This is a genomic window from Streptomyces sp. NPDC030893, assembly GCF_055571535.1.
Map to the genome: position 1 here is coordinate 103,699 of NZ_JBVIFC010000019.1, position 22,157 is coordinate 125,855.

Consider the following 22,157-nt stretch of genomic DNA (forward strand, 5'->3'; position numbering starts at 1 on the left):
CGATCCACCGGGCGCCCTTCGCGCGTGCGACGCCGCCTGCGCGGACCGTGATCAGCCGGCGTGGACCGGCACGTCGGCGAGCTGCTGCGGGGTGCCCTTGGGGCGGGTGCCGCGGAGCATGGTCGCGGCGACGACCGCCGCGGCGACCAGAGTCACGGCGGTGGCGAGGAACACCGCGGAGTAGCCGTCGGTGAGGGCGGCCGCCCGGTCGCCGCCGACGGTGGAGGACCCTTCGGCGGCACTGAGGTAGGTCGTCGTGAACACCGACAGGCCCACGCATCCGCCGATCTGCAGGGTGGAGTTGACCAGGGCCGACGCCGCGCCCGCGTCGTGGGGGCGGACGCCGGTGAGAGCGACGTTCTGGACCGGGATGATCACGAACGCGACTCCGGCGCCCACGACCACCAGGCCGCCGAAGACCTCCGTCCAGTAGCTTCCGTCGGGGGTGATGAAGGACAGCCACAGCATCCCGGCCGCGGCGATCAGCGGACCGCCGGTCATCAGCACACGGGGGCCCCAGAGGGGCAGCAGCCTGGCGGCCACGGGTGCGGTCACCATGGTGGCGAAGGTCATCGCGAGGCTGGCGAGTCCGGCCGGCAGCGGGGAGAACCCGAGCACGAACTGCAGGTGGAACATCAGGTACAGCGTCATCCCGATGAAGACGGCGCCGATGGCCGCGTGGATGAGGAACGCTCCGGCACGGACCCGGTCACGCACGATCCGCAACGGCAGCAGCGGCTGCGCGACGCGGGACTCGATCCACACGAACACCGCCAGCAGCACCAGGCCGCCGGCGAGGAAACCGAGGGTGTCCGGCTCGGTCCACCCGGACTCGGCCAGGGTGAACCCGTAGACCAGGGCGGCCAGGCCGAGGGTGACGGCCAGGGTGCCCCAGATGTCGTACCCGTGGTCGCCGTCGACCCGGCTCTCGGAGACGAACAGCAGCGCGCCGACCAGGCCGACGACGGCGAAGACGATGTTGACCAGCAGGCACCACCGCCAGTCGGCGTACTCGGTCAGGACGCCGCCCAGCGCCAGGCCCACCGCCGCGCCCGTGCCGGCGACGGTGCCGAAGACCGCGAACGCCGTGCCGCGCTCGCGCCCGGCCGGGAACGTGACCGTCAGCAGGGCCAGCGCCGCGGGTGCCAGCAGCGCCGCGAACAGGCCCTGCAGGCCGCGCGCCGCGATCAGCTCGGTCCCGCTCTGCGCGAGGCCGCCCCACACCGAGGCGGCGCCGAACCCGAGCATCCCGACCATGTAGCTGCGCTTGCGGCCCCAGTAGTCGGCGACGCGTCCGCCCAGCAGCAGCAGCGCGCCGAACGCCAGGACGTACGCGGTGATGACCCACTGCCGCTCGGTGTCGCTCAGCCCCAGTTCGAGCTGGGCCTGGGGCAGGGCCACGTTGACGATCGTCGCGTCGAGCACGACCACCAGCTGCGTCAGGGCGATCACCGACAGCGCCCACCATCGGCGGGGGTCGGGGGCCACGGGCGGGGACGGCGGGGCGGACATGCAGAAACCTCCGGGGTTCTGTGAGGAGCGCCGGAGGTTTCAAGCCTCGGACCAGGCACCGGACCACCGGGCCTGACCACCTCGGCCATGGGGCCGAGCAGGGTTCCATTCTAACCACCGGGCACCGCACGTCCGGGGCCGCCGACGGGCGGGACGGGCGGGAGGCCGACCGGTCAGCCGACGGCCCGGGCGTCGAGGACGCCCAACTCGGCGCGGGCGGCGGCCGGATCGGTCCCCCGCGTCCTCGCCCGGCGGACGGCGGTGTGTGACGGGCGTCCGGTTCAGCTCCGGCGACGCCGCCTGGCCAGCCCGAACAGGATCGCGACGACGACGGCCACCGCGACGGCACCGCCGATCCTGACCTCGCCCCCGCTTCCGCCGATGGCGGTGTCCTTCCCGTCCTCCGCGGGGGTGCCCTTCCCGCCACCGCCGGCGCCCTTCTCGGCGGCGCCGGGCGCCTCCCGGGACTCCACAGGGCTCTCCGCGCCCTCGCTGCCGTACAGCAGCCGGGAGCCGTCGGCGGAGTAGGTCACCGACTCCCCCTGCCCCTGGAGCGGCACGCTCAGCCGGTCCTCGCGCCGGAGCTTCCCGCCGTTCCAGGCGTAGTGGATGCCGCCGAAGTAGCCGCGTACGGCGAGGTCCTGACCGTCCGGGGAGAGCGCGGCGTCGGTGGCCCACAGCTCGACGGGGGCGATCGGCCGGAAGACGTTGTCACCGGACGGGGAGAGCTTCTCGGGCCCCTCGTAGAGGTGTCCGCCCTCCTCCTTCTTGTCGATGATGTACACGCGTCCGGTCTTCGGGTGCACGATCATCGACTCGGCGTCCCGGGCCCCGTCGGAGTACTTCACCACGTACTGCGTGGCCCGCACGGTCGCGTCCCCGAGCTCCTTCGGCTCGGGGAGCTCGTAGATCCAGACGTACGGCCACGTACCGCCGAGGTTGTCACCGATGTCCCCGACGAAGATCCTGTCGCCGGGTCCGACGGAGATCGCCTCGACGTCCCGGGGCGTGCCGATGCCGGTGAGGGTGAGGCGGGCGACGGTCTCGCCGGTCGCGCCGTCGACGGCGTAGAGGTGGGGGCCGTCGTCGCTGTCGTTGTGCGTCCAGTAGACGCCGGGGTGGAGGCGGGAGGCGGCGAGCCCGCTGGACTCGGTGATGCGCGGGTCCTTGATGGTGAACCCCTCGTCGCCGTCGGCCGCGGAGGCGGCGGGCGCGGCGAGCGCGCTCGTGAGGAGGATCGCGGCAAGCAGGGCGAAGGGTCTGCGCATGTGCCAAGAGTGCCATTGTTCAGCGGACTTCATCGCAGGGGCGGGTGGTCGGGCTCACATCGCGGCGGCCCGGCCGATCGACGATGATGAGCGTGTGCTCAGGTTCATGCCCGTAGGTGACTCGATGACGATCGGGAGCGCGGGTGAACACACCTGGCGCTACCGGATGTGGCAGCACCTGTGCACGGCGTACGGGGGCCCGTTCACGCTGGTCGGCCCGCGCGAGACGCTCCACGACCCGTCGGCGGACGCGCCCACGTCGTACGCGTACGCCGATCCGGACTTCCCGCGCGCCCATCTGGCCGGCTGGGGCGAGGGCTGGCACCACATGACCCCGCTGATCGGCGAGGCCGTGCGCGCCTGCCGCGCGGACGTGCTGCTGGTGTCGCTGGGCCTGATCGACCTGGGGTTCTACACCAACGCCGAGCAGACGGCGGCCAACGTGCGCGCGTTCGTCGCCGAGGCGCGGGCCGCGAGGCCCCGCGTCCGCATGGCCGTCATGCCGGTGATCCGCAACATACGGGTGGAGGCGGACCCGTCCTTCGCCGAACAGGTCGCCCATTTCAACGAACTCCTCGCGAAGACCGTCACCGACCTGGACGACCCCGGCTCCCCCTTGCTCCTGGTCCCCCCGCCGGCGTCGTACGACTTCCACACCGACACCTACGACGGCACGCACCCCAACGAAACCGGCGAACACAAGATCGCGGGCGCCTTCGCGGAGGCGATGTGGCGGGAGTGGGACCTGGGCGGGCCGTACGGGGCGGTGTAGCGACCGGGGTCGCGCTACCAGGACGTGGAGTTCGTCGCCGAAGTCATCTCGAAAGACACGGCGCAGAACGACTACGACCCCAAGAAGACCGCCTACGCCCTCGCAGAGGTTCCGGTCTACCTGATCGCCGACCCCTACGTCCGCAAGTGCCGCCTGTTCACTCACCCGAAGAACGGCACCTACGTGAGCGACACGTCCATCGACTACGGCGGGGAGGTCGACATGACGAACACCCATGTGGGCCTACTTCTCAAGACCGACGGCCTTCCCCACGGCTGAGCCCTCTTGCATAGAGCGCACTCCAAGCCGTTGGCTTGACGGCCATGGAGTACACGCAGCTCGGACGCACGGGACTCAAGGTCAGCCGGCTCGTCCTCGGGACGATGAACTTCGGCCCGCAGACCGACGAGGCCGACTCTCACACCATCATGGACGCCGCCCTGGACGCGGGGCTGAACTTCTTCGACACGGCCAACGTGTACGGCTGGGGCGAGAACAAGGGCCGTACCGAGAGCATCATCGGCAGCTGGTTCGCCAAGGGCGAGGGCCGGCGCGACAAGGTCGTCCTCGCGACGAAGGTGTACGGGAACATGGGCGCCGACGGCGAGGCCTGGCCCAACCACGACAAGCTGTCCGCCGTGAACATCCGGCGCGCGGTGGACGCCTCGCTGAAGCGGCTGGGGACCGACTACATCGACGTCTACCAGTTCCACCACATCGACCGGCAGACCCCGTTCGAGGAGATCTGGCAGGCGATCGACGTCCTGGTCCAGCAGGGCAAGATCCTCTACGTCGGTTCCTCGAACTTCCCCGGCTACAAGATCGCCCAGGCCAACGAGATCGCCGCCCGGCGCGGCGGCACCATCGGCCTGGTCAGCGAGCAGTGCCTCTACAACCTCGCCGAGCGCCGCGCCGAGATGGAGGTCATCCCGGCCGCGCAGGAGTACGGGCTCGGGGTGATCCCGTGGTCGCCGCTGCACGGCGGTCTGCTGGGCGGGGTCCTCAAGAAGGAGGTCGAGGGCGGTCGCCGCGCCTCCGGCCGGGCCGCCGACACGCTCGCCGATCCCGCCGCGCGCGCCCGGATCCAGGCGTACGAGGACCTGCTCGACAAACACGGCATCGAGCCCGGCGAGGCCGCGCTGGCCTGGCTGCTCACCCGTCCCGGGGTGACCGGCCCGATCGTCGGCCCGCGCACCGCGGCGCAGCTCGCGTCCGCGCTGCGGGCGGTCGAGCTGAGGCTGAGCGAGGAGCTGCTGGCCGCGCTGGACGAGATCTTCCCGGGCCCGGGCCCGTCGCCGGAGGCGTTCGCCTGGTAGCGCGGGGCACGCCGTGACGGCCGGCGGCGGCGCTACTTGCCGAGCGCTGCCGCCAGCCCCACGACGACGAACATCAGTACGAGCGCACCGGCCATGATCCGGTTCCGGGTCTTCGGGTCCACGCCTTCGAGCCTAACCGGCCGCGCCCAGTGCCCGGCGGGCGACCGCCTCGTAGCGCGGCTGCTCGCCCGGTGTCCCGGACGTCGGCAGGTGGCTGCGGACCAGCACCAGCTCCCGCACGGTCCAGGTGCGGCTGCGGAAGTCCGCCAGGACCTCGAGAAAGGGCCGTACGTCGACACCGTCCCGGCTGCGGGCCACGGTCAGGTGGGCCTTGTAGCGGCGGTGGTCGTCCATCGGTACGCCGGCCTTGCGCGCCGCCGCCTCCGACCGCTCGGCGAGCAGCCGCATGGTGCGCAGGTCCCCGTCCGCCCCGGCCCACAGCGCCCTGCCCCGCCCGAACTGCCCGCCCCCGCGCAGCGCCAGCTCGAACGGCTCGGTACGGGACGCCGCGCGGGCCAGCCGGTCGGTGAGCTCCGGCACGAGCTCCTCGTCGACCTCGCCGTAGAACGCCAGCGTGAAGTGCCACCCGGCCCGCTCGGTCCACCGCATCCCGCCGGCACCGGGCAGCTCCCTCAGCCGCCCCACCTCACCGGCCAGCTCACGGACCACGTCCTTCGGGGGCAGCACGGCGGCGAAGAGTCTCATGACGCCAGTGTCACAGGGGAACGTCCGTACGCTCACGCGTGTCCCGGTCGCCGTGCGTATCGTTGTACCGCGCGGTTGCACGCATCGAGCGGCAGCCGGGGAGGAGCGCCACGATGACCGTCCTCGACGACAGGATCGCGATGGCCGAGAGCAGCGACGAGCTCACACTCGACACCATGTTCGAGTGGCTGGAGAAGATGCCCATCCCCGAGGGTTACAAGACCGAGATCGTCGGGGGGCACATCTTCATGGCGCCGCAGCGGGACACCCACTGGGAGATCATCGCGGACATCTACAACCAACTGCGCGTGAAGTACCCGCGCAAGCGGGTCAAGTCAGGTGTTCGCGTCGACTACCCGGGACACCTCAACGGTTTCGCCTCCGACATGACTCTGCTGACCGAGGGCGCCGCCAAGAACGGCAAGGGGCGGTGGCGCTGCGAGGACGTCGAGTTCATCGCCGAGGTGATTTCGACGAGGACCGCCGGCAACGACTACGGACCGAAGAAGGACGCGTACGCCGCCGCCGGCGTGCCGGTCTACCTCATTGTCGACCCGTACACCGGCGAATGGCATCTGCACACACTGCCGAAGGACGGGAAGTACCACGGCAACTTGCGCTTCGACTTCGGCAGCGAAATCGACCTGACCAGGACGGTCGTCGGTCTCGTTCTCAAGACCGACGAGTTCCCCCGCGGCTGACGGCCGCTACCCCACCGGCGCCAGCGCCTCCTGACGTTCCCGTGGTACGAACCGCACCCTCGGGTGGCCGCCGTGCCAGCGGACCGACAGGCGCAGGCCGCCGGCCCTCGCCAGGACCAGGCCGATGACGGCCGCCGCGGTCACCGCGACCGCTCCGCCGGCCGCGAAGCCGACGCGGGCGCCGTAGGTGTCGGTGATCCAGCCGACGATCGGGGCGCCGACCGGGGCACCGCCGAGGAAGACCATCATGTAGAGGGCCATGACGCGGCCCCGCATGACCGGGTCGGTGGCCATCTGGAGGCTGGTGTTGGTGGTGACGTTGACCGTCATCGAGAACAGGCCCAGCGGGACCATGATCAGGGCGAACATCCACAGCCGGGGCGACGCCGCGGCGAGGATCTCCAGCGCGCCGAAGGCGATCGCGGCCACGATCAGCAGCCGCAGCCGTGCCGTGCCGCGGCGGGCGGCGAGCAGGGCGCCGGAGACGGAGCCGACCGCCATCAGCGTGTTGAACATGCTGTAGACGCCCGCGCCCCCCTCGAAGACGTCGTCGGCGAAGGCCGAGAGGTAGACGGGGAAGTTGAAGGCGAAGGTGCCGATGAAGCCGACCAGGACGATCGGCCAGAGCAGCTCGGGGCGTCCGGTGACATAGCGCACGCCTTCCCGGAGCTGGCCCTTGCCGCGCGGGGCGCGCTCGACGGTGTGCAGCTCGCGGGCGCGCATCATCATCAGGCCGGTGAGCGGGGCGACGAAGGACAGGCCGTTGAGGAGGAACGCCCAGCCGGTGCCGACGCCGGTGATGAGCAGGCCCGCGACGGCGGGGCCGACGAGCCGGGCGGACTGGAAGTTCGCGGAGTTCAGGCTGACGGCGTTCTGCAGCTGGCCGGGGCCGACGAGCTCGGCGACGAAGGCCTGGCGGGCGGGGTTGTCGACGACGGTGGCGAGGCCGAGGGCGAAGGCGGCGACGTAGATGTGCCAGACCTCGACCCGGTCGGTGAGGGTGAGGACGGCGAGCGCGATCGCGGTGAGGGCCATCGCGATCTGGGTGACGATGAGGGTGGGCCGCTTGCGCAGCCGGTCGACGAGGACACCGCCGTACAGGCCGAACAGCAGCATCGGCAGGAACTGCAGGGCCGTGGTGATGCCGACGGCGGCCGAGGAGCCGGTGAGGCTCAGCACCAGCCAGTCCTGGGCGATGCGCTGCATCCAGGTGCCGATGTTGGAGACGACTTGGCCGAGGAAGAACAGGCGGTAGTTCCTGACCCTCAGCGAGGAGAACATCGAGTTCCTCGAACTCTTCGGGTTCTTCGCGTTCTTGCGGACGGGGGTGTCGAGGGCGGGCCGGGTGTCGTGGGGGTCAGGTGCGGGGGCGGAAGCTGCTCCGGATCCCGTACTCAAAGGGGTTCGCCTCCTTGCTACGGCCGCTGCCCGCGGCGCGCTTGCGTGCTCAGATGTGCGCGAGTTTCTCCAGCACGGGTGCGGCGGCGCGCAGTTTCGCCCACTCGTCCTCGTCGAGGTCCTCCACCAGGGTCGCCAGGAACGCGTTCCGCCGGCGGCGGCTCTCCTCGAGCATCGCCTCCGCCTGCTCGGTCTGCGTGACGACCTTCTGGCGCCGGTCGTCGGGGTGCGGCTCCAGGCGGACGAGTCCCTTGGCCTCCAGCAGGGCCACGATGCGCGTCATCGACGGCGGCTGGACGTGTTCCTTGCGGGCGAGTTCGCCCGGGGTGGCGCGGCCGCAGCGGGCCAGGGTGCCGAGCACCGACATCTCGGTGGGGCTGAGCGACTCGTCGACGCGCTGGTGCTTGAGCCGACGGGACAGCCGCATCACGGCGGAGCGGAGGGCGTTCACGGCGGCTGCGTCGTCGCCATGGCTGAAGTCCGGCATGGTCATTAGCGTAACTCATTACTCTCGCTAAAGAACACCGGGAGGAGCGCATCCGGCCGTGAGACCTGCCACTCCTGTCACGCCGGATCACCCGTACGAGTGATCCGGCGGCGAAACACGACGCATCGCACCGTGATGTGCGGCAACGCTCATGCCCATGGGGACCGACGTGCTCAGCCTTCGCATGGACCGGGAACTGCTCGAACGGCTCCGGGAGCATGCCGCCAAACGCGGCATGAGCGTCCAGGACTATGTCGTCCGGACGCTCATGCGCGATGACTTCGACCAGCGGTTCCGCACCGCCGTCGAGGAGACGGAGAAGTTCTACGGGGTCACCTGAGGGCCCGGGTCCTCACCTCAGGTGAGGCCCAGCGCCGGCATCAGGTAGTAGAAGGCGAAGACCCCCGCCACCGCGTACATCGCCGCCGGCACCTCCCGGCCGCGGCCGGCCGCCAGGCGCAGCACCGCGAAGGCGATGAAGCCCATGCCGATGCCGTTGGTGATCGAGTAGGTGAACGGCATCATCAGCATCGTCACGAAGGCCGGGATGGCGATCGTGTGGTCCGCCCAGTCGATCTCCTTGATCGAGCCCGCCAGGATCAGGAAGCCGACCGCGACCAGCGCCGGGGTGGCCGCCTGGGACGGGACCATGGTGGCGACGGGCGTGAGGAACAGCGCCGCGGCGAACAGACCGCCGGTGACGACGTTCGCGAAGCCGGTCCGCGCGCCCTCGCCGACACCGGCCGTGGACTCCACGAACGCGGTGGTGGCCGAGGCGGAGCTGGCGCCGCCCGCGGCGACCGCGACACCGTCGATGAAGAGGACCTTGTTGATGCCGGGCATCTGGCCGTCGCCGTCGGTCAGTTTGGCCTCGTCGGAGACGCCCATGATCGTGCCCATCGCGTCGAAGAAGCACGACAGCAGCACGGTGAAGACGAACAGGACGCCGGTCAGCACACCGACCTTCTCGAAGCCGCCGAACAGGCTGACCTCGCCGATCAGGCCGAAGTCGGGGGTGGCGACCGGGTTGCCGGGCCAGGTGGGCGTGGTCAGGCCCCAGGACGGGATGTCCGCGACGGCGTTGATGATCAGCGCGAGCACCGTCATGGCGACGATGGAGATGAGGATCGCGCCGGGCACCCTGCGCACGATCAGCGCCAGCGTGAGCAGGACGCCGAGGACGAAGACGAGGACGGGCCAGCCGTTGAGGTGCCCGCCGGCGCCGAGCTGGAGCGGGACGGTGGTCTGGGCGACGTCCGGGATACGGGAGACGAAGCCGGAGTCGACCAGGCCGATCAGCATGATGAACAGGCCGATACCGATGGCGATGGCCTTGCGCAGTCCGTACGGGACGGCGTTCATCACGCGTTCCCGCAGACCGGTGGCGACCAGCAGCATCACGACGAAACCGGCCAGCACCACCATGCCCATGGCGTCCGGCCACGACATGCGCGGCGCGAGCTGGAGCGCGACCACCGAGTTCACCCCGAGGCCGGCGGCGAGCGCGATCGGCACGTTGCCGATGACACCCATGAGGAGCGTGGTGAACGCCGCGGTCAGGGCCGTCGCGGTGACCAGCTGGCCGTTGTCCAGCTGGTTGCCGTACATGTCCTTCGCGCTGCCCAGGATGATCGGGTTCAGCACGATGATGTAGGCCATCGCGAAGAAGGTGGCGAAACCGCCGCGGACCTCACGGGAGAGGGTGCTGCCGCGCTCGCTGATGCGGAAGTAGCGGTCGAGGGCGCCGGGGTCGGAGCCGGCGCCCGGCTGCTCGGGGGTGGGGGCCTTGGTGGGGGCCGTGGACATGCGGGGACCTCATCACCGGTGGGCTTCCCCCAAAGCCCTTTGGTGTTTTCTACGAAGGAAAGCGGCCAGAAACAAACGGATTCAGTATGAACATATAACGGCGTCGATGCTATCTCCGCGCGTAGACGCACCGGGCGGGGCAGGCGCCCGGTGCGGCGCACCTCACGCCGTGCGCCCGCCGGCGGCCCTCGTAAGCTGTCCGCATGGCCGGGCTATTTTCGGGATCCCCCAAGCACGAGGCGCCGGAGCCCCTGGAGGGCCCCGTGGTCGCCACCATCGTCGGCGGCACGATCATCTGGTTCGCGCTGTTCCTGGTGCAGCTGCCGTTCTACGGCTGGTTCGACGACCACGGCCACACCTGGTGGCTGTGGACCTGCCTGGCCGGCGGCGGGCTCGGCTTCATCGGCATCTGGTACGTCCGCAAGCGGGACGCGGCCATCAAGCGCGACGCCGCGCTGAAGGGGACGGAGGCGGACGGGGCGGACGGGGCGGTCTGAGCGGCCCGGCTGCCGTACCGTCTCCCATCCCCGCAGTCCCCGCCAGCCCCCCGCCAGTCCCTGGGCCGGCACCGTACGACCACGGCACGACCGGCCGTGCGCGGCCGTCCTCCCCAGGTCGGATCTTCCGCCGTTCGGTTGGGTGCGCCACCGGATCCGCACGTACCGTCAGAGGCATGACGCATCTCGACGCGGGCGCCGCGACCGGTGCCGCGCCGCCCGCCGCGGTCACCTCCGCGGCGACCGGGCTGACCCGGGCGGAAGTGGCCGAACGGGTGGCGCGCGGCCAGGTCAACGACGTACCGGTACGCAGCAGCCGCTCGCTGACCGAGATCGTCCGTGCGAACGTCTTCACCCGGTTCAACGCGATCATCGGCGTGCTCTGGGTGATCATGCTGATCGTCGCGCCCATCCAGGACAGCCTGTTCGGCTTCGTGATCCTCGCCAACACCGGCATCGGCATCATCCAGGAGTGGCGGGCGAAGAAGACCCTGGACTCCCTCGCGGTGATCGGCGAGGCGCGGCCCACGGTGCGCCGGGACGGGACGGCCGCGCGGGTCGGCACGTCCGAGATCGTGCTGGACGACGTGATCGAGGTCGGGCCGGGTGACAAGGCCGTCGTCGACGGGGTGTGCGTCGAGGCGGACGGGCTGGAGATCGACGAGTCGCTGCTCACCGGCGAGGCCGACCCGGTGGTGAAACAGCCCGGGGACCAGGTGATGTCCGGCAGCTTCGTCGTCGCGGGCGGGGGCGCCTTCCGGGCGACCCGGGTGGGGCGCGAGGCGTACGCGGCGCAGCTCGCCGAGGAGGCGTCCCGCTTCACCCTCGTCCACTCCGAGCTGCGCAGCGGCATCTCCACGATCCTCAAGTACGTGACGTGGATGATGGTCCCGACCGCGATCGGTCTGGTCATCAGCCAGCTGGTGGTCAAGGACAACGAGCTGAAGAACTCCATCGCCCGCACGGTCGGCGGGATCGTGCCGATGGTGCCCGAGGGGCTGGTGCTGCTGACCTCCGTCGCCTTCGCGATCGGGGTGATCCGGCTGGGCCGCAAGCAGTGCCTGGTGCAGGAACTGCCCGCGATCGAGGGACTGGCCCGGGTGGACACGGTCTGCCTGGACAAGACCGGCACGCTCACCGAGGGCGGCATGGACGTCACCGAGCTGCGGGTGCTGGGGGACGGCGACGAGACGTACGTACGCGAGGTGCTGGGCGAGCTGGGCTCGGCGGACCCCCGTCCGAACGCCTCCCTGAAGGCGGTCATCGAGGCGTTCCCGGACACCACCGGCTGGCGGCTCACCGACACGCTCCCGTTCTCCTCCGCCCGCAAGTACAGCGGGGCGACGTTCGAGGAGGAGCCCGGCGGGGAGGCCGTCACCTGGCTGCTGGGCGCCCCGGACGTGCTGCTGGACGCCGGCGACCCGGCGCTGGCCGAGACCGGGCGGATGAACGAGCAGGGGCTGCGGGTGCTGCTGCTGGCCCGGGCCCGCGACGGCGTGGACGTCGACGACCCCGCCGCCACCGAGGGCGTACGGCCCACCGCGCTGGTGGTGCTGGAACAGCGGCTGCGGCCCGACGCGGCCGACACGCTGCGCTACTTCGCCGAGCAGGACGTCCGCGCCAAGGTCATCTCCGGCGACAACGCGGTGTCGGTCGGCGCGGTCGCCGCCAAGCTGGGCCTGTCCGGCACGGCGGTGGACGCGCGCCGGCTGCCCGCCGACACCGGGGGCATGGCGAAGGCGCTCGACGAGGGCACGGTGTTCGGGCGGGTCACCCCGCAGCAGAAGCGGAACATGGTGGGCGCGCTCCAGTCGGACGGTCACACGGTCGCGATGACCGGTGACGGGGTGAACGACGTGCTGGCGCTGAAGGACGCGGACATCGGCGTGGCGATGGGGTCCGGTTCGGAGGCCACGCGGGCGGTCGCGCAGATCGTGCTGCTGAACAACAGCTTCGCCACACTGCCGTCGGTGGTGGCGGAGGGGCGCCGGGTGATCGGCAACATCACCCGGGTCGCGACGCTGTTCCTGGTGAAGACGGTGTACTCGGTGCTGCTGGCGGTGCTGGTGGTGCTCTCGCAGGTGGAGTACCCGTTCCTGCCGCGCCATCTGACCCTGCTGTCCACGCTCACCATCGGCGTCCCGGCGTTCTTCCTGGCGCTCGCCCCCAACAAGGAGCGGGCCCGTCCGAACTTCGTGAAGCGGGTCATGCGGTACGCGGTCCCGGGCGGGGTGCTGGCCGCGGCGGCGACCTTCACCACGTATCTGATCGCGCGCGGGCACTACGGCGGCGAGGGCGCGCTGGGTGCGGAGACGAGCGCGGCGACGCTGACACTGTTCCTGATCTCGATCTGGGTGCTCGCGATCATCGCCCGGCCGTACACGTGGTGGCGGCTCGCTCTGGTGGCGGCGATGGGCGGGGCGTTCCTGCTGGTGCTGGTGGTGCCGTGGCTGCAGGACTTCTTCGCGCTGAGGCTGGTGGGCATGACGATGCCGTGGACGGCGACGGGCATCGCGGTCGCCGCGGCGGGGGTGCTGGAGTTGCTGTGGCGGTGGGTGGACCGGCGGTTCCCCGTGTAGCCGGCGACCCGTGCCCGTCGCGGGCCCGGGTCGCCGGAACGTCCTACCTCACGTCGACGAAGTCGGCGGCCGCGTTGACGGCCGGGGTGGTCGAGGTGCCCGCGAAGGAGTAGCGGTAGTAGCCGTCGGCGGAGGCCTTGACGGTGGTCCTCAGCTCGCCCCGGGAGTTGGTCCTGACGGTCTTGACCGTGCTGTAGGCCGTCGAGCCCTTCTTGCGGAACTGGAGCTTCACCGGCTGGCCGGTGTAGCCGCCGTACCTCAGGGTCTCCCAGTTGGCCCGGCTCAGCTTGCCGGTGACGGTGATGGTCTTCCCCTTCTTCACCGGCTCGGGCGAGGCGTTGGCCGTCAGCTGGGAGGCGCGCTGGAACGTGAAGGAGCCGGCCTTCTGCTTCCACACGAAGTCGTCGTCCCTGGCGTCGATCCACGCGTCGACGTACCAGGTGCCGGCGTTGCTGTTGGTGAGGTAGTCGACCTTCGGGGCCACCACCACGGAGGCGGTGCAGGTCGAGGTGGTGGCGGAGGCCGCCTTGCAGCTGGGCTTCGAGGTGGTGAAGTACCCGTGGCCGGGGCCGTACAGGGTGAACCTGTCGGCGCCCGCGATGCCCGAGTCGTCCTTGGCCGTCACGCTGACCTTGACGGTCTTCGCCTTGGAGGTGCCCACGGACACCTTGTTGTCCCCGTCGACCACGACCTTGGTGATCCTGGTGTCTCCCCACCCGCCGTCGGCCTGCGCGGCCGGGACGGCGAGAGCGGACAGGGCGAGGGCGCCGGAGACGGCGACCACGGTGGCACGCATGCGCATGTGTTCCCCATGTGGAGAAGGGGACTCCGGCTCTGGTCGCTTCCTGCGGCTCGTCGTCGACGCGGGGTCCCGGGTGATCGTGGAGTCTGTTGACTCGCACGATCAGATACACCACGCGTGTAAATGGTTGTAAGGAAATGTGAACCTCCTATGAAGGTGCCCACCGGACGGCTCGTCGTCCTACCCGCGATGTGCGCGACCATGGAGTCCCCGACCCCAGTGATCGGAGACGAAAAACCTGATGAAGCTGCGCGGGAAGAAGACCGAGACCTCCCAGTCCCAGTCGCGGAGAAGCGAGCTGGCGGCCCAACTCTCCGCACCCGTACGGGCCTTCATGGCGACCGAGGCGGGCAGCGCCGGACTGTTGCTGATCGCCGTGGCAGTTGCCCTGGTATGGGCGAATTCGCCCTGGTCGGAAGCGTACACATCCTTCTGGCACACCGAGGCGTCCGTCACACTCGGCGACGCCCGTCTGTCCATGGACCTGAGCCACTGGGTCAACGACGGACTGATGGCCCTGTTCTTCTTCGTCATCGGTCTGGAGGTGCGCTACGAGGTTTCCGTGGGCTCGCTGAACGAGCGCCGCCGGATCGTGATCCCGGGCCTCGCCGGCATCGGCGGCATGCTGGTGCCCGTCGTGCTGTACCTGGCGATCGCGCCGGGGGGTGACGCCGCCACGGCCTGGGGTGTCGTCATCGGCACCGACACGGCGTTCATGCTGGGCGCGCTCGCCGTGGTCGGCCCGCGGTTCGTCACGCAGCTGCGGGTCTTCCTGCTCGCCATCACCGTCATCGACGACATCGTGGCCGTCACCGTGATCGGCGTGGTCTACTCCGGCAGCATCAACGTGCCGGAGCTGATCGCCGCGCTGCTCCTGGGCGTGGTCCTGTCCGCGCTGACCCGCTTCGACGTCTGGCGCGCCGCCCCGTACGTGCTGATCGTCCTGGTGATGTGGCTCGCCACCCTCAACGCGGGCCTGCACGCCTCCATCGCCGGCATGCTCGGCGGTCTCCTCATCCCCGCCCGCAAGCCCTCCCGGGAAGGGGTCGAGCAGGCCGCCCGGCTCTTCCGCGCCTTCCGTCAGTCACCGCGCGCCGACGTCGGCCGGACGGCACGCAGGGGGCTCCAGCAGGCCGTATCCGTCAACGAGCGGCTCCAGACGATACTCCACCCCTGGTCCAGCTATGTCATCGTCCCGGTGTTCGCCCTGGCCAACGCCGGGGTCGACCTGCGCGACGGCGTCCTGACCAACGCGCTGGGCTCCTCCCTCACCTGGGCCGTGGTCGTGGGTCTCGTCGCCGGGAAGACGCTCGGCATCTGGGGCGGCGCCGCGTTCGGCACCCGGTTCGGTCTCGGCAGGCTCCCGACCGGGGTGGCGCCGGGCCACGTCCTGGGCGGCGGCGCGCTGTCCGGGCTCGGGTTCACCGTCTCCCTGCTGATCGTCCAGCTCGCCTTCGACGACCCGGTCGTCCGGGCCGAGGCGACCGTCGGTGTGCTGCTCGCGGCCGTGTTCGCCACGATTGCCGGCTGGATCGTGTTCCGCCTGGCCGCCGTGCTGAAGGGCCAGACCGACGCGGATCTGCCCCGTTACCTGGACCGGCCGGTCGATCCGGAGACGGACCACATCCTCGGTCCGGTGGACGCGCCGCTGACCCTGGTGGAGTACGGCGACTTCGAGTGCCCCTTCTGCGCCCGCGCCACCGGCGTCACGAAGGAACTGCGGCAGCGGTTCGGCGACCGGTTCCGCTATGTGTTCCGGCACCTGCCGCTGCCCGACGTGCACCCGCACGCCGAGCTCGCGGCGCGGGCGGCCGTCGCGGCCGATCTGCAGGGGCGCTTCTGGGAGATGCACGACCTGCTCTACGCGCACCAGGACGAACTCGAGTACGAGGACACGGCGGGGTACGCGGCCGAGCTCGGGCTCGACGTGGAGAAGTTCCTCCGTGACCTCGACGCGGAGGAGACCGCCGAGCGGGTCCGCGCGGACGCGGCGAGCGCCGAGGCCAGCGGGGTGCGGGGCGCGCCGACGTTCTTCATCGGCAACCGGAGGCACACGGGCCCGTACGACGCGGCAACACTGGCCCGAGAACTGGAGGCCTACGCCAACGAACCCTCGGGCGCAACACGGGTCCCCACGGAGTAGCCGGCCGCCGAGGGTGCCGGTGGACCAACCAACCGAACCGCCCCCCGGCCCCCCGGCCCTCCGCCCTCCGCTCTCCGCTCTCCGCGGGCAGTCGTGCCGCTGGGGCGGCACGGGTGGGCGCGACGGCACCCCGCAAACGCCGGGCCGCGCAACACCCCCCGCCCCGCACCCACACCGGGCAGGCCCGGCACCCCCGCCCTCCGCGATCCGCGGGCAGTCGTGCCGCAGGGCGGCACGGGTGGGCGCGACGGCACCCCGCAAACGCCGGGCCGCGCAACACCCCCCGCCCCGCACCCACACCGGCAGGTACCGGCACCCTCACCGGGCAGGCCCCGGCGCACCGGGGTGGCAGGACCGCCCGCGGATCGCGGCACCGGTCGACGTCAGTCGAACCAGCGGTCGCGGGCCAGTTCCTCCGTCCGCGACGGATCCTCCAGGAGCGCCGCCACCTCGAAGCGGCGGGGCCACTGGCCCGACGCCCAGGCCAGCGCCGCCGCCACACCCTCCACCGTGGCCGCGTGCGGCACGCCGTCGTCGGTCAGCCGCCAGTCGATCTCCACCCCGTCGACGACCAGCTCCTCGTGCTCCACGTACGCCGCCGGCGTGCCCGGACCGAGCAGCACCCGCACCGGCTCCGGTACGTCGTGCCGGTCGCCCTCGGAGTCGATCCGCCCGGTGACGGACTCGCTCAGCCGCCGCACCTGGAACAGCTCCGCCAGCTCGGCGGCCCGGTCCGGCCGCACCGGCAGCAGCGGGACACCGGAGGTGAACGGCAGCAGGTCGGGCGAGTCGACGACCACCGCCTCCGCCGCGTCCACCACCGCGACCCGCCCGTCGACCACCGCCCGCAGCTCGTCCGGCAGGGTCACCTGCTCGGGGTCCAGCTCCGCCAGCGCCCCGTAGAGCGCGTGCAACTGGGCCGTCGTGACCTCGCGGTCGGGGTCGGCGAGCCGGTCCAGCAGTTCCGCGGCGCCTCCCGGCTCGTCGAGCAGCGCGGCCACCGAGGTGCGTACGCCCAGCGCCCGCAGGACCTGCTCGTCCTCGAAGCCGGTCGCGTCGGCCTCCTCGTACAGGCCCCGCAGCAGCGGGTCGCTCCCGGCCGCCCGCAGTCCGGCCGGGCGGCGCCCGCCGATCACCGGGTGCCCGCGCAGCCACCACGCGGTGTAGGGCCGTACGGTCTCGTGCGTACCGTCGTGCAGCAGGATCCGTACGGGCTGGACGAGCGCGTCGCGCAGCGGGGGACGGGACAGCAGGGCGAGCGCCTGCGGCCAGCGGTCGTCGTCCACCAGGTCCAGGTCGCGCACGGCGACGATCTCGGTGGCGACCGGCGGCACGGGAGCGTCCGGGAACCGGTCGAGGACGTCCTCGCTCCACACGTCCACGGCGTCCAGCAGGCCCGCGTCGTCGGGTTCCGCGAAGTCCCCTTCCCGCGGCTCGAGTTCGTCGGGGTCGAGGACGACGTCGGTGGCGCGGACGAGGACGAAGTCCACCAGCACCCCGCACGCGGCGAGCGGCTGTTCGCCCCACTTCTCCGCCAGTTCGCCGTCCACGGCGGCGAGTTCACCCTCGCGCATGACCTGGGCGAAGGGCCCGCCGGGGAAGACGAGTTCGCAGGCCGGGGAGAGTTCGCCGTCCTCGTCGGGGAGGGCGAGGGCGCCCAGCCACGGCTCGTCACCGGGTTCGAGGGCGGCGTCCCGCACCAGCCCCAGCACGGTGTCGGCGAGTTCCTCGGCGTCCGGGACGTCGTCCTCCCAGTTCACCCCGCCCTCGTCGTCCAGCGACGCGGCGACGGCGGCCCGTACCTGCGGGGTGGTGAGGACGGCGCGCGGGGTGGCGGGGAGCGCGCCGAGCTTCTCCAGCAGGGGGTGGGCGGCGTCCGGGTGGGCGACCTTGAGGCCGAGCCGGGCGAGGAGTGCGGCGTCGAGGGCGGCCGAGTCGGGGGTGGGCAGCAGTACCTGCCGGGGCCCGATGGTGGTCCGGCTGTCGGCCAGCGGCACCGGAAGGCCGGAGAGCCGGTCCGGGTCGATCCCGGCGAGGCTGTCGTACAGCCGCCGCCACCAGTCGGGGGACTTCTCCAGACCGGCCAGCCGGTCGACGGCGTCGGTGAGCGGCACCCGGGCGACACCGAGCGTGCGCAGCTCCGCCCGGCGTTCGAGACCGGCGGGCAGAAGAGTGGGGAGCACTTCCGCGAGGACGCGTACGGTGTCGGCCCCCGCGCCCTCCACGACCTCGGCGTCCCGGGGCCGCAGCGACTCCGGCAGGTCGAAGTCGCCGTCCTGTGCGCCCGGTGCGAGGGCGGGCGGCAGGAAGGACGTCCGGGGCAGCCGTTCGAGGATCGCCCGGCGCAGGGCCCCGTCCAGTTCGCCCTGGCCGAGCGGTCCGGGCACCAGGCCGATGATCCCCTCGGTCACCGGGCGCCAGGCGGCGAGCAGCCCGGCGTAGGTGTCGGCGGCGCGCTGCACGAGGAAGTCGGTGAGCGGGCCGGGGGCGGCGTGCCGTCGGGTGGAGTCCAGCGGGAGGGAGGCGATGAGCAGGGCGGGCACGCCGAGGGGCTCGTCGCTCGGGGTGGGCGCGTGCACGACGGGGCTGGTCCGGGGCCGGGCGGGGCCGCCGTCGGCGTCGACGGGCACGGCCCAGGTGACCGACCAGTGGGGCCGCAGCCGCTCCTCGACCGGACGGTCGGCGAGCAGGTCGGGCGTCAGCGGTCCGTGGGCGGCGGCGGTGCGCCACCGGGTCGCGCCGCCGAGCGAGTCCTCGACGACGGTGAAGCCGTCCTCGTCCCGCCGGCTCACGGTCCGCGGCTCGTCGTCCCCGATCTCGACGACGACGTCCTCCAGTCCGGGCAGGGCGAGCAGCAGGGCGTCGTCGACGGCGCGGAGCAGCCGTTCGGCGAGATCGGCGGCGGCCGTGTCCCGCAGCGGGAGGATGACGGCCGTGTCGTACGGGGCGGGCGCGGTGCCCTCGGCGGCGAAGGGGAGCCGCAGCAGCGGTACGTGCCCGTCGCGCCGGCGGATCTCGTCCGCCAGACCGGAGCTCTCCCGGGCGGTGTCGTTCGCGAGCTCCCGCGCCTCGGCCAGTGACCACCTGACCCCGCCGTGCCGCCCGACGACGGCGGGCTCGTCGGTCACGGCGAGTACGGCGGCGAACCCGACCCCGAACCGGCCCACGGCCCGCTCCGGCGCGTCCCGCTTGGCGGAGGCCCGCAGTGTGGACAGCGACTCGACGCCGGCCTCGTCCAGCGGGGCCCCGGTGTTGGCGGCGACGAGGACCCCGTCCCGCAGGGTGAGCCGCAGCCGGCCCGGTACGCCGGCCCGGGCGGCGGCGTCGGCGGCGTTCTGCGCGAGCTCGACGACGAGACGGTCCCGGTAGCCGCCGAGGACGAGGTCCTCCTCGGCGTTGGCGTCCTCACGGAAGCGGGCCGGGCTGGTGGCCCAGGCGTCCAGGACACCGCGCCGCAGCCGCGCCGTCCCGAACGGATCGGCACCCTCGGCGGCGGGCCGCACGTACTTGCTCACGTTGACTCTCCTCATCGGCCCTGATCGGCGTGAGGTCGAAGGTACCGCTCCGCCGCGAGGGGAGCGCGTACGGCCGGACGGGAGCCCCGGCCGGCCCCTGCCCGGCACCTGGTGAACCGTCCGCCGCATTGGCTAAGTTGCCCCAGGGGCATCACATATCCACAGGGGGCGGCAGGGATGAGCCGGTGGCGGAAGACGTTCCGGGCCATCGAGGTCGGGGACGGTGGTGACGGGCGGTGGGCCGCTCATGCGCGGGCGCTGTGGCCGCGGGCGGAGAAGTGGACGGCCGAGGAGGGCCGGACGCCCCAGGGCGCGGAGCGGGCGCGGAAGCTGTTCGCGGCGCACATGCCGGAGCTGGTCCCCGTGCGCGAACGGCTCGCCCGCGCGCTCGACCGGCCGGGCGGCGACACCTTCCTCACCCTGGCCGCCCTGCGCCCGTTCTTCTCGGGCTGCACCCAGATCGGCGCCGGGGGCACCCTGCTGCGCAACTACGACTTCGCCCCCGACGACTGCGAGGGCACCATCGTCTCCTCCCGCTTCCTGCGCCCGGTCATCGGGACGCAGGAGGCCGCGTGGGGCCTGCTGGACGGGATGAACGACGCCGGGCTGGCGGTGTCGCTCACCTTCGGCGGGCGGGAGGTGCACGGTCCCGGCTTCGCCGTGCCGATCGTCCTGCGCTACCTGCTGGAGACGTGCGACACCGTGGACGAGGCGGTCGGCAGGCTGAGGTCGATCCCCGTCGCCGTCCCGCAGAACCTCACCCTCGTCGACTCCGCGAAGGCGGTGACGGTGTACGTGGGACCGGACATCCCGCCGACCGAGGCGCCGGACGCCTGCGCCGCCAACCACCAGCACCTGCCGGTGCCCGACGGGCAGGAGCGGTTCTCCCGCACCCAGGAGCGGCTGAGCGCCGTACGGGCGGCGGGCACGGACGTGGCGGCGATGCTGCGGCCGCCGCTCTACCTGTACGCGTACGACGAGGGCCTGGGCACGATGTACACCGCCCACTACCGCCCCGCCGACGGCCGGGTCACGCACCACTGGCCCGGCGAGTCCTGGGAGCAGTCCTTCGACGCCTTCACCCCCGGCACCCGCACCGTGACCCTGGGCCGGGACGGGGCGGCGGCATGAGCGGCGACGGCACGGCCTTCGACACGGCGTACGACGAGGTCCTGCGGCACTGGCCCGTCGAGGCGAACGACACCGACGTGCCGACCCCGTACGGCAGCACCCGGGTGAACGTCTGCGGCCCCGAGGACGGCACCCCGCTGGTCCTCCTGCCGGGCGGCGGGACGACCTCGGTGGTCTGGTACGGCAACGTGGGGGCGCTGGCGGCCACCCACCGGGTGTACGCCGTCGACCTGATCGGCGACTTCGGCCGCAGCGTGCACGACGGTGCTCCCCTGCGCGGCGCCGCTGACCTGTCGGCCTGGCTCGACGCGCTCCTCGACGGGCTGGGCCTGGACCGGGCGCACCTGTGCGGTCACTCCTACGGCGCCTGGATCGCGCTCCGGCACGCCCTGCGCGCGCCCCACCGGGTCGACCGGCTGGCACTGCTCGACCCGGTCCAGTGCTTCGCCGGCATGAGCACGTCCTACCTCCTGCGCGCGGTGCTGAACTCGCTGAAGCCCGCCGCCGAGCGCCCCCGGGCCTTCCACCGGTGGGAGACCGGCAGCGATCCCGGGGACCCGGTGTGGTCGGCGTTCCTGGACAGCACGGCCGTCGCGAAGCGGTCGAAGGTCGTCCCCATGCCGCGCCCCCGCAAGGAAGCCCTGGGGTCCTGCTCCGTCCCCACCCTGGTCTGCCTGGCCGAGCACAGCCGCGCCCATGACGCGCCCCGGGTGGCGGCCGCCGCGCGCCGCCTGATGCCCGGCGCGGAGGTCGTCGTCCTCCCGGACGCCTCCCACCACTCGATCCCCACCGAGCGGCCGGCCGGACTGAACCGCCTCCTGACGGACTTCTTCGCCTGAACCGGACGGAAAGCAGCGGCGGATACGGAGACCCAGGCCACATCCGGCCCGGCCTCCCGGTGACATGCTGCACAGGCGAAACGTCCGGTACTACCCGGAATAGTCGAGAAGCACCCCACCCCAATGCGGACATTTAGCCCTCAAGGCTGATCGATCAGCCTGAAATGGCGGGTTTCTCCCCGCACGGACCCCACCGTCAAGAGACCTGGATCTCATGCCCGACCTACGGCCTTTCGTCGTAGGTCACACCTTTGCGGCTTTTGCCCGGGGGCGGTTACCAAGGAACGGCCAGCACGGCACGGGACCACGTTCCAGCCGGATGGCATCCCCCGTCCCCTCCCCCATGAGGTTTCGATGTTCCAGCGCGTCACGTCCCGTCTCCCCCGTACGTCCCTGACCCGCACCCGTGCGGGCGTCCTGGCCGCCGGTCTGGGCACCACGGTCGTCCTGGGAGCCGGGGTCGCGGTCGCCGCCGCCGAGAACACGGCCGTGTCCGGCACCGCCACCGCCGTCCAGGCGCAGGCCGCCGCCCAGGCCGAGGCCGCGAAGACGCAGGCCGTCACCGCCGAGAAGGCCGCCAAGGCCGCCGCCAAGAAGCAGGCGTCCTGGGTCTCCCCGGTGAAGTCCTACAAGCTGTCCGCGAGCTACGCCGCGAACGGCGGCATGTGGGCCTCCAAGCACTCCGG

General features: G+C 72.0%; 17 protein-coding genes and 2 pseudogenes. 11 read left to right on the plus strand and 8 right to left on the minus strand.

Annotated elements, in window-relative coordinates; genetic code table 11:
* Nucleotides 1-51: 51 nt before the first annotated feature.
* Nucleotides 52-1,512 carry an MFS transporter gene (locus tag ACZ434_RS28515; RefSeq protein WP_468460796.1) on the minus strand — a complete coding sequence of 487 codons (1,461 nt, stop codon included), beginning with the start codon at nucleotides 1,510-1,512 and terminating at the stop codon, nucleotides 52-54.
* 281 nt (nucleotides 1,513-1,793) lie between these two features.
* Complete coding sequence (locus ACZ434_RS28520; protein WP_468460798.1) at nucleotides 1,794-2,780, minus strand: WD40 repeat domain-containing protein; 987 nt, start codon at nucleotides 2,778-2,780, stop codon at nucleotides 1,794-1,796.
* A 124-nt stretch (nucleotides 2,781-2,904) separates the two neighbouring features.
* Between ACZ434_RS28520 and ACZ434_RS28525 the strand changes: the two genes are divergently transcribed.
* The 3 genes and pseudogenes from ACZ434_RS28525 (at nucleotide 2,905) to ACZ434_RS28535 (ending at nucleotide 4,868) form a co-directional block, all read left to right on the plus strand.
* A complete protein-coding gene (locus ACZ434_RS28525) occupies nucleotides 2,905-3,552 on the plus strand; it encodes an SGNH/GDSL hydrolase family protein (protein WP_468460800.1) in 648 nt (215 codons plus the stop codon).
* A gap of 12 nt (nucleotides 3,553-3,564) precedes the next feature.
* A pseudogene (locus ACZ434_RS28530) lies at nucleotides 3,565-3,831 on the plus strand (Uma2 family endonuclease); the annotation flags it as partial.
* Nucleotides 3,832-3,875: 44 nt separating this feature from the next.
* Complete coding sequence (locus ACZ434_RS28535; protein ID WP_468460802.1) at nucleotides 3,876-4,868, plus strand: aldo/keto reductase; 993 nt, start codon at nucleotides 3,876-3,878, stop codon at nucleotides 4,866-4,868.
* 132 nt (nucleotides 4,869-5,000) lie between these two features.
* Here the strand turns inward: ACZ434_RS28535 and thpR are convergent, their stop codons facing one another.
* Nucleotides 5,001-5,573, minus strand: a complete 573-nt coding sequence (gene thpR / locus ACZ434_RS28540; RefSeq protein WP_468460804.1) for an RNA 2',3'-cyclic phosphodiesterase — start codon at nucleotides 5,571-5,573, stop codon at nucleotides 5,001-5,003.
* Between the two features lie 113 nt (nucleotides 5,574-5,686).
* Between thpR and ACZ434_RS28545 the strand changes: the two genes are divergently transcribed.
* Nucleotides 5,687-6,274 (plus strand): Uma2 family endonuclease, encoded by a 588-nt coding sequence (locus ACZ434_RS28545; protein WP_468460806.1) that lies wholly within the window; start codon nucleotides 5,687-5,689, stop codon nucleotides 6,272-6,274.
* Between the two features lie 6 nt (nucleotides 6,275-6,280).
* Here the strand turns inward: ACZ434_RS28545 and ACZ434_RS28550 are convergent, their stop codons facing one another.
* Together ACZ434_RS28550 and ACZ434_RS28555 are read right to left on the minus strand one after the other, a co-directional pair.
* Nucleotides 6,281-7,672 carry an MFS transporter gene (locus ACZ434_RS28550; protein ID WP_468460808.1) on the minus strand — a complete coding sequence of 464 codons (1,392 nt, stop codon included), beginning with the start codon at nucleotides 7,670-7,672 and terminating at the stop codon, nucleotides 6,281-6,283.
* Between the two features lie 49 nt (nucleotides 7,673-7,721).
* On the minus strand, nucleotides 7,722-8,159 hold the full coding sequence (locus ACZ434_RS28555) for a MarR family winged helix-turn-helix transcriptional regulator (protein WP_468460810.1): 438 nt from the start codon (nucleotides 8,157-8,159) through the stop codon (nucleotides 7,722-7,724).
* A 157-nt stretch (nucleotides 8,160-8,316) separates the two neighbouring features.
* Here ACZ434_RS28555 and ACZ434_RS28560 point away from each other — a divergent pair, with 157 nt between their 5' ends.
* The gene (locus ACZ434_RS28560; RefSeq protein WP_468460812.1) at nucleotides 8,317-8,499 is read left to right on the plus strand and encodes a ribbon-helix-helix protein, CopG family; all 183 of its coding nucleotides are present in this window, start codon (nucleotides 8,317-8,319) and stop codon (nucleotides 8,497-8,499) included.
* 17 nt (nucleotides 8,500-8,516) lie between these two features.
* Here ACZ434_RS28560 and ACZ434_RS28565 read toward each other — a convergent pair whose 3' ends face one another.
* The gene (locus ACZ434_RS28565) at nucleotides 8,517-9,965 is read right to left on the minus strand and encodes an NCS2 family permease (RefSeq protein ID WP_468460814.1); all 1,449 of its coding nucleotides are present in this window, start codon (nucleotides 9,963-9,965) and stop codon (nucleotides 8,517-8,519) included.
* A gap of 203 nt (nucleotides 9,966-10,168) precedes the next feature.
* Between ACZ434_RS28565 and ACZ434_RS28570 the strand changes: the two genes are divergently transcribed.
* Both ACZ434_RS28570 and ACZ434_RS28575 read left to right on the plus strand, forming a co-directional pair.
* Complete coding sequence (locus ACZ434_RS28570) at nucleotides 10,169-10,462, plus strand: DUF2530 domain-containing protein (protein ID WP_468460816.1); 294 nt, start codon at nucleotides 10,169-10,171, stop codon at nucleotides 10,460-10,462.
* Between the two features lie 176 nt (nucleotides 10,463-10,638).
* Nucleotides 10,639-13,041 (plus strand): cation-translocating P-type ATPase, encoded by a 2,403-nt coding sequence (locus ACZ434_RS28575; protein ID WP_468460818.1) that lies wholly within the window; start codon nucleotides 10,639-10,641, stop codon nucleotides 13,039-13,041.
* A gap of 43 nt (nucleotides 13,042-13,084) precedes the next feature.
* Here the strand turns inward: ACZ434_RS28575 and ACZ434_RS28580 are convergent, their stop codons facing one another.
* Nucleotides 13,085-13,843: a calcium-binding protein gene (locus ACZ434_RS28580; RefSeq protein WP_468460820.1), complete on the minus strand. Its 759-nt coding sequence runs from the start codon at nucleotides 13,841-13,843 to the stop codon at nucleotides 13,085-13,087.
* Between the two features lie 241 nt (nucleotides 13,844-14,084).
* Here ACZ434_RS28580 and nhaA point away from each other — a divergent pair, with 241 nt between their 5' ends.
* The gene (nhaA, locus tag ACZ434_RS28585; RefSeq protein WP_468460822.1) at nucleotides 14,085-15,986 is read left to right on the plus strand and encodes a Na+/H+ antiporter NhaA; all 1,902 of its coding nucleotides are present in this window, start codon (nucleotides 14,085-14,087) and stop codon (nucleotides 15,984-15,986) included.
* A 383-nt stretch (nucleotides 15,987-16,369) separates the two neighbouring features.
* Here nhaA and ACZ434_RS28590 read toward each other — a convergent pair whose 3' ends face one another.
* Complete coding sequence (locus tag ACZ434_RS28590) at nucleotides 16,370-19,501, minus strand: sacsin N-terminal ATP-binding-like domain-containing protein (RefSeq protein ID WP_468460824.1); 3,132 nt, start codon at nucleotides 19,499-19,501, stop codon at nucleotides 16,370-16,372.
* 177 nt (nucleotides 19,502-19,678) lie between these two features.
* On the opposite strand from ACZ434_RS28590, the gene ACZ434_RS28595 reads away from it, so the two are divergent.
* The 3 genes and pseudogenes from ACZ434_RS28595 to ACZ434_RS28605 form a co-directional block, all read left to right on the plus strand.
* On the plus strand, nucleotides 19,679-20,632 hold the full coding sequence (locus ACZ434_RS28595) for a C45 family autoproteolytic acyltransferase/hydolase (RefSeq protein ID WP_468460826.1): 954 nt from the start codon (nucleotides 19,679-19,681) through the stop codon (nucleotides 20,630-20,632).
* A complete protein-coding gene (locus ACZ434_RS28600; protein WP_468460828.1) occupies nucleotides 20,629-21,471 on the plus strand; it encodes an alpha/beta fold hydrolase in 843 nt (280 codons plus the stop codon). Before ACZ434_RS28595 ends, ACZ434_RS28600 begins: the two co-directional genes overlap by 4 nt.
* 354 nt (nucleotides 21,472-21,825) lie before the next feature.
* Nucleotides 21,826-22,157: pseudogene (locus ACZ434_RS28605) on the plus strand (M23 family metallopeptidase); the annotation flags it as partial.